The following is a 5,226-nucleotide window of genomic DNA, read 5'->3' as shown; positions in this document are numbered from 1 at the left end:
CCCTTGTTCCCCCCTCTCGACCAAAGTAGTGGCCCAATTTTACGGGGCAAAGACAATCACGACTGGCAATTCCGCCGAAGACCTCGCGGCGGTCATGTCCGATAGTATCAATTCAGCTCTGGGAACAATTTTTGTGCTGATTGCGGTGGGTGCTCTAATTGGAGCACTTTTTATGTCTGGGACGATTGCTTCAGTGATTTATTTCGGAGCTCAATACGGTTCGCCGCGCTTTCTGTACATAATCGTCTTTGTGGTCGCATCTGGTCTTTCGTATGCGATTGGAAGTTCATTCACCACGATAGCCGCCGTGGGTTTGCCGTTTGTAGCTCTTGCACCAGCTATGCAAGTTTCTCCACTGGTCACAGCAGCCGCTGCCGTTTGTGGAGCGTTTACGGGGGACAGCCTAGGTCGAATTTCGGATACCTTCATTCTCACGGCATCGGTGGTGGGTGCCGAAGCTAAGGACCACGCGCGCGCGCTGCGTACTGTCCTTGCGCCTGGCTGGATTGCTAGCGCAGTGCTTTTCCTTTTTCTTGGTTGGCGACACGGTATGTCTGACAACTATGACAGTGCTCAAATACTCCAGGCTATTGACGAGCATTTTACCGTGTCTTTCATCTCATTCTTGCCACTCATCTTGGTTCTCGTGCTGTCCGCGCGGACGACCGCGTTCTTGTCTCTGATGGCAGGAGCAATAACTGCGGCATTACTCGCTGCATTTACACAGCAGGATCTGATTGACGCGTTAATGGTCGACGAGGGCCTTGGAGCGCTAGGAGGTTGGGTTAAACTTTCACTTGAAGTATTGGGCAACGGGTTTTCACTAAACAGCGGGAGTGAAACACTCGATTCTACGTTCGTAGGCGGTGGCGTTGTGTCCATGTTGCCGACTATTTGGTTGATACTCGTTGCCGCTGCATTTGGAGCGCTGGTCGAGTTTACCGGGATGCTTAGGCGTTTGCTTGCTCCGCTGTTGGCCTGGGCCACTGGTGGCGCACGTCTGATTGTCGCTACAGCGGTAACTGGTATTGGCTTGAACGCGGCAACGGCAGATCCTTACATGTCGATAATACTCAATTCAGCGACCTATCGAGAACGCTATATAAAGGCTCGTCTGGAACCATATGTCGCCTCAGCAGCAATAGCGGGATCAGGGTCCATTTTTTCACCATTGATTCCGTGGAACGTTCATGGCGCCTTTGTGGCGGGCACAATGGGCATAGGCGTTCTTTCGATAGCGCCTTACGCCGTCCTGCTCTGGATCACACCCGTCGTTCTGATTGGTATTGGAATTACAAAGTTCAAGCGGGATGAAATCCCAGATTCCGTGACCGCGGAAGAGACCTATGGTTCCGAACCCAGCGAGCTCCCGCAGCGGCGAACTTCAACTTAGAGGACCGCAAATTTTCCGGCTTGGGGTCGCTTTCTGGAACGCGGTGAAGCTTCGGCGGCTATGCAGCTAACTACATTATAAAAAAACTTTTCATATAAATGCATATGTGAGTTGCCAACGAAAAATTGACTTGTGCGATCTGAGAAGGGCAGGGCAGTATCAGTCAAAGCTCTCTCAAGCCAATTAATGATTGGAACCAAAATCAAGAAACCCCGCCGGGTGTGACGGGGTTTCGCTGAAAACCTAGATGTCTTTTCACATTGTCAGGCCGGAAACCTCTTTGTTTTCTTCGGCCCACCGATGGAATTCACTGACGACGTGCTCGGCGAGGTCTTCGACCGTGCCAGCTTCAACGAATTGGGCGGCGACCCAGTGAACCCCGACTTCTCCGTTCTCGAGCTGGTAATATGTGCGATCACCGTCACTGTTGAAATCGGCAAATGCCTCGATCTCTCGAGCCTCTAGTAGTTCGTAGGCCTTCTCTTCGATTTGGCCGTTCAGTTGAGTGTCGATGTCAGGATCATGTTCCGGCCAAACACCAGCACTGATTGTCGCCGCAAGCGCTCGACCGCTGCCAGGATTGGAATTGGCGAAGGGGGTAACGCCATTGGTATTATGTGTTGTGCGCATGTTTGTACTGCTCCGTTTTCCTGCGACTTATATTGTAGACTTCATTCAAGCCAGTGAATTCCACGTGAGAAGCTGTCATTGTGGGATTCAGGCCAAGCCCAGAACAAATATCAGGCAACAGTTGACCACGCAGTCGATCTGCAACTGCGATTTCGAAATTGTCCCGATGCGCGTAGGCCGCACTTACGACGGCTTCGATCAGATGTTCATCCTTGCATCCCGATTTCTCTCTTTGATTTCATCGAACAAGGCGAAGATATTTCCGTCTCTGTCGGGCAAAAGAGTTATGAGCTTATGGATTTACTTGCGGAGTGAGGGCGGTGATTGGATAGTTGAGAAAACCGAGATTGATTTGAGGGTTTGTTTTGAAAGTAAAATTCTTGCCCAAGGGCGGCTTCAATAAAACTGTTGCCTTTGTGAAAGTCGAGGATGACGGAACCGTCTCGAAGAAGGTGGGGTAGGGCACTTGGCGGCTGGATGAAGGGCACTACAGGTACTGTGGAAGCGCATTCTCAAAACAGAGATACCTTGAAGTTATCCCCCAGAGGGGTATATAAATGACTAGCATTCGATTTGAGTTCGAGTGGGACGACAGTGAAGGTGATGTGGTTATTGCTTCGATCTGGGTTCCCGAGGGACTCATTACGGTGATCGCTGAGGCCGAGCTCCGTGAGAAAATCATAATCCTTCGTGGTTTTCACATCCAAGGCTTAAAGGCGAACCGATTGGGTGTAGCGCGGCTAAGAACAATTGGCCGTTATGTATTGGAGACTGTGAACTATGACGAACTCATCATTGAAGGCGCTCGCCGCACAACTGGGGCCAGTCAAGGACGTCGTCCGAAACAAATCCGGATCAAAAGGCTCAATCGCCCTGGTTAGCGCATCAAAAGACCCTGACATCATTCAGGCCTCTCGCGCGCTTGCGAAGTGTGGTGTCTCACTTCTCAAGGCTAAACGCGCTGTGGAGCAGGTTGCTGCAACAGGCACAACTGCTTTGATCTTGCTACCTAAAATCTCCGATTTGCAGGAACTGCTAGCCGAGTTGAAGCAGGCTGGCATCAAGGCAATCTCTACAACGCCGGACAAGGGTGTGAATCTCCCGCGGCTGAGGAAGCGCCTCGGCTATACTCAGGAGCAATTCTGTGTTGCGTACGGCTTTGAGGTGAAGACTTTTCAGAAGTACGAGGATGGTAGCCGCACGCCATCGGGCCCCACTGCCAAGTATCTCTCGATGATCGAGAAAGACCCAAAGACTATGGAGAAGATCTCATTGAAGGAGTGATCACCATGTTCATCTTCATCCCAACCAGCCTTCGAGTGATCCTCGTGGTAATCATGGCCACCGTCGCTGGAACCTGACGAAATAAACCTGCCTTGATTGTTCTCTCTTTTTTTTGGGCGTCCCAAATTGGGCCAAGACAAGAAAGAGAATGACATGGAACTCTCCACCCTTTCACGCGCCGATGAAATGAAACACCAGCTGGCGGCGACAATCATCCAGCGGATTAGTGAACAGCAGCTGACACAGCGAGCGGCCTTTCCAAGGCGAAGACTGTTCAAAAGAAATCGGGGAAATTTGAGGGTGTCGGCCTCAAAAAGTAATTCTTTGCCCTCGAACGACTGGGTGATCCATTTACGATCACCGTCGGGGCAGGGGCCCATGCTACCGAAACCCCGCAATTGTTACGGGTATTGGAACCTTTTTAGTTATGTTTTATTCGACAGGCTGGCGGCTCACCATCCAGCGCTGTGCTCAGGAGTTATGGGAATATCCCGGGCGCTCACTTTTGCAACAGCGATAGGGATACTATTATGAGCGAAATATCAGATAGAAAAATCATTCTGGGGCCTCTCGTGCTTCCATATGAAACGGTCGTCTGGAGCCCAAAAGAAGTTAAGCCATTTCGGCCGGGGGGCACTTGGTTGACAAAACCAGCTTTGGTTGCGGTTGACGAATGGCTTTGTCACACTGAACTTGACCCGCTTTGTGCCCGACTTGGCTTGTCGCATAGCGAAACGATCATAAAATTGGTTCGCGACCATAAATCTTAATGACTTATGGTGCTGTACCAACAGATTTGGTGATCGCTTTTTGAGAAAGCTGATACCCAATAATTCGTGTCCCCAATCGGTGTCAATTTCGGTTGGGGGCTCTATGAGTGCAGATACACCCGTAGTTGATAAAGTCACGACGAATCAAGACCATGAGCCCTACTGCACTTGCATTCGGAAGGTAGTCCTGCCCGCTCAAAATGGGCTCGGAGGTGTCTGTCGCGGCCTTTCACATAAGTGACCGGAGCGAGGCAAAACCGGACCTTCATCGTCGAGCTTTGCAAACTCCGAAATGCAGACTTTGCGGCCATCCGCATTCTAACTCCAAAGGACCGCAGTCAGCCCAAAGCGGACCTTCATCACTAAGCTTTGCAATCTCTGAGATGCGGGACGAAGCTGACTTTTCAGGTCCGGCTATGCGTTCCTTTCCTAGCAATAAATTTCGTAGTCTCTATCATGCTGGTTTTGCCCCACTGTCGAAGGAAACAACATGTTGCGTTCAATGCTTATCCCCGCAGTTCTCTTTGCGCCTCATTGTCTGACTGCTGCAGAGAAAGTGTCGGCAACGAACTTCTATGTCGTCAACCAAGAGCAAATTTCCGCGGGCGAGGACGTGTTCTGGAAAGAGGACAACTATGGGACTTATACCGTTGACGAGGGACCAATCGATCCTGGTTTTGTCCGGTGCGTGGGCTCGGGTTTCGGCGGACCCAGCGGTGTCAGCGGCGGTGGCGTCTGTGTTTATGGTGAAGAAGAGGACACGTTCACCATGAGATGGGAGGTTGTTGCCTTCGGCGTCAACAACTGGCGGATTGTTTCCTCCACCGGCAAATATTCGGGGATGACTGGAAGTGGAACGACCAAAACACGTGTGGCGTCAAAATTCCTGGCGCTACCGCACCGTATTTCTGACTGGGAAGGCGAGGTTGCCTTGCCCGCTAGGGATTGAAACTCGAACTGAAATGGTCGGGGATGATGCTGATTTGAAAGGTTGGCAAAGCCCGCATTGGGCTTGTTGTCGCCTTTCGTTACTTTTCACATTAATGACCGGTGGCAGCCCGAAGCGGACATTCTCGAAAGTTGGCACACTACTGCCGAACTTGATAGATTCGAAAAAAGGTTGCTATTGGGAAATGCGCATGACACGCC

Annotated in this window: 4 protein-coding genes; 3 read left to right on the top strand and 1 reads right to left on the bottom strand. The window is 51.0% G+C overall.

The window, feature by feature from the left end; genetic code table 11:
* On the top strand, nucleotides 1–1,393 hold a 1,393-nt coding region (locus tag GOV91_RS22370; RefSeq protein ID WP_174836871.1), incomplete at its 5' end, for a Na+/H+ antiporter NhaC family protein.
* 255 nt (nucleotides 1,394–1,648) lie between these two features.
* Here GOV91_RS22370 and GOV91_RS22365 read toward each other — a convergent pair.
* A complete protein-coding gene (locus tag GOV91_RS22365; protein WP_171237118.1) occupies nucleotides 1,649–2,023 on the bottom strand; it encodes a hypothetical protein in 375 nt (124 codons plus the stop codon).
* Between the two features lie 780 nt (nucleotides 2,024–2,803).
* On the opposite strand from GOV91_RS22365, the gene GOV91_RS22360 reads away from it, so the two are divergent.
* Nucleotides 2,804–3,307 carry a DNA-binding transcriptional regulator gene (locus GOV91_RS22360; RefSeq protein WP_171237117.1) on the top strand — a complete coding sequence of 168 codons (504 nt, stop codon included), beginning with the start codon at nucleotides 2,804–2,806 and terminating at the stop codon, nucleotides 3,305–3,307.
* Nucleotides 3,308–4,567: 1,260 nt separating this feature from the next.
* Nucleotides 4,568–5,026 carry a hypothetical protein gene (locus GOV91_RS22355; RefSeq protein ID WP_170337121.1) on the top strand — a complete coding sequence of 153 codons (459 nt, stop codon included), beginning with the start codon at nucleotides 4,568–4,570 and terminating at the stop codon, nucleotides 5,024–5,026.
* Nucleotides 5,027–5,226: the final 200 nt, after the last annotated feature.

The organism is Ruegeria sp. HKCCA6837 (assembly GCF_013034475.1).
In the GTDB taxonomy this organism is placed as follows: Bacteria; Pseudomonadota; Alphaproteobacteria; order Rhodobacterales; family Rhodobacteraceae; genus Ruegeria.
The sequence above is the reverse complement of the archived record's forward strand: the minus strand, read 5'-3'. Positions and strand labels throughout refer to the sequence as shown.

Excerpts from the sequence above, each read along its gene's own strand:
- GOV91_RS22365 (WP_171237118.1), bottom strand. The coding sequence starts at position 2,023 with ATGCGCACAACACATAATACCAATGGCGTTACCCCCTTCGCCAATTCC.
- GOV91_RS22360 (WP_171237117.1), top strand. The coding sequence starts at position 2,804 with ATGACGAACTCATCATTGAAGGCGCTCGCCGCACAACTGGGGCCAGTC.
- GOV91_RS22355 (WP_170337121.1), top strand. The coding sequence starts at position 4,568 with ATGTTGCGTTCAATGCTTATCCCCGCAGTTCTCTTTGCGCCTCATTGT.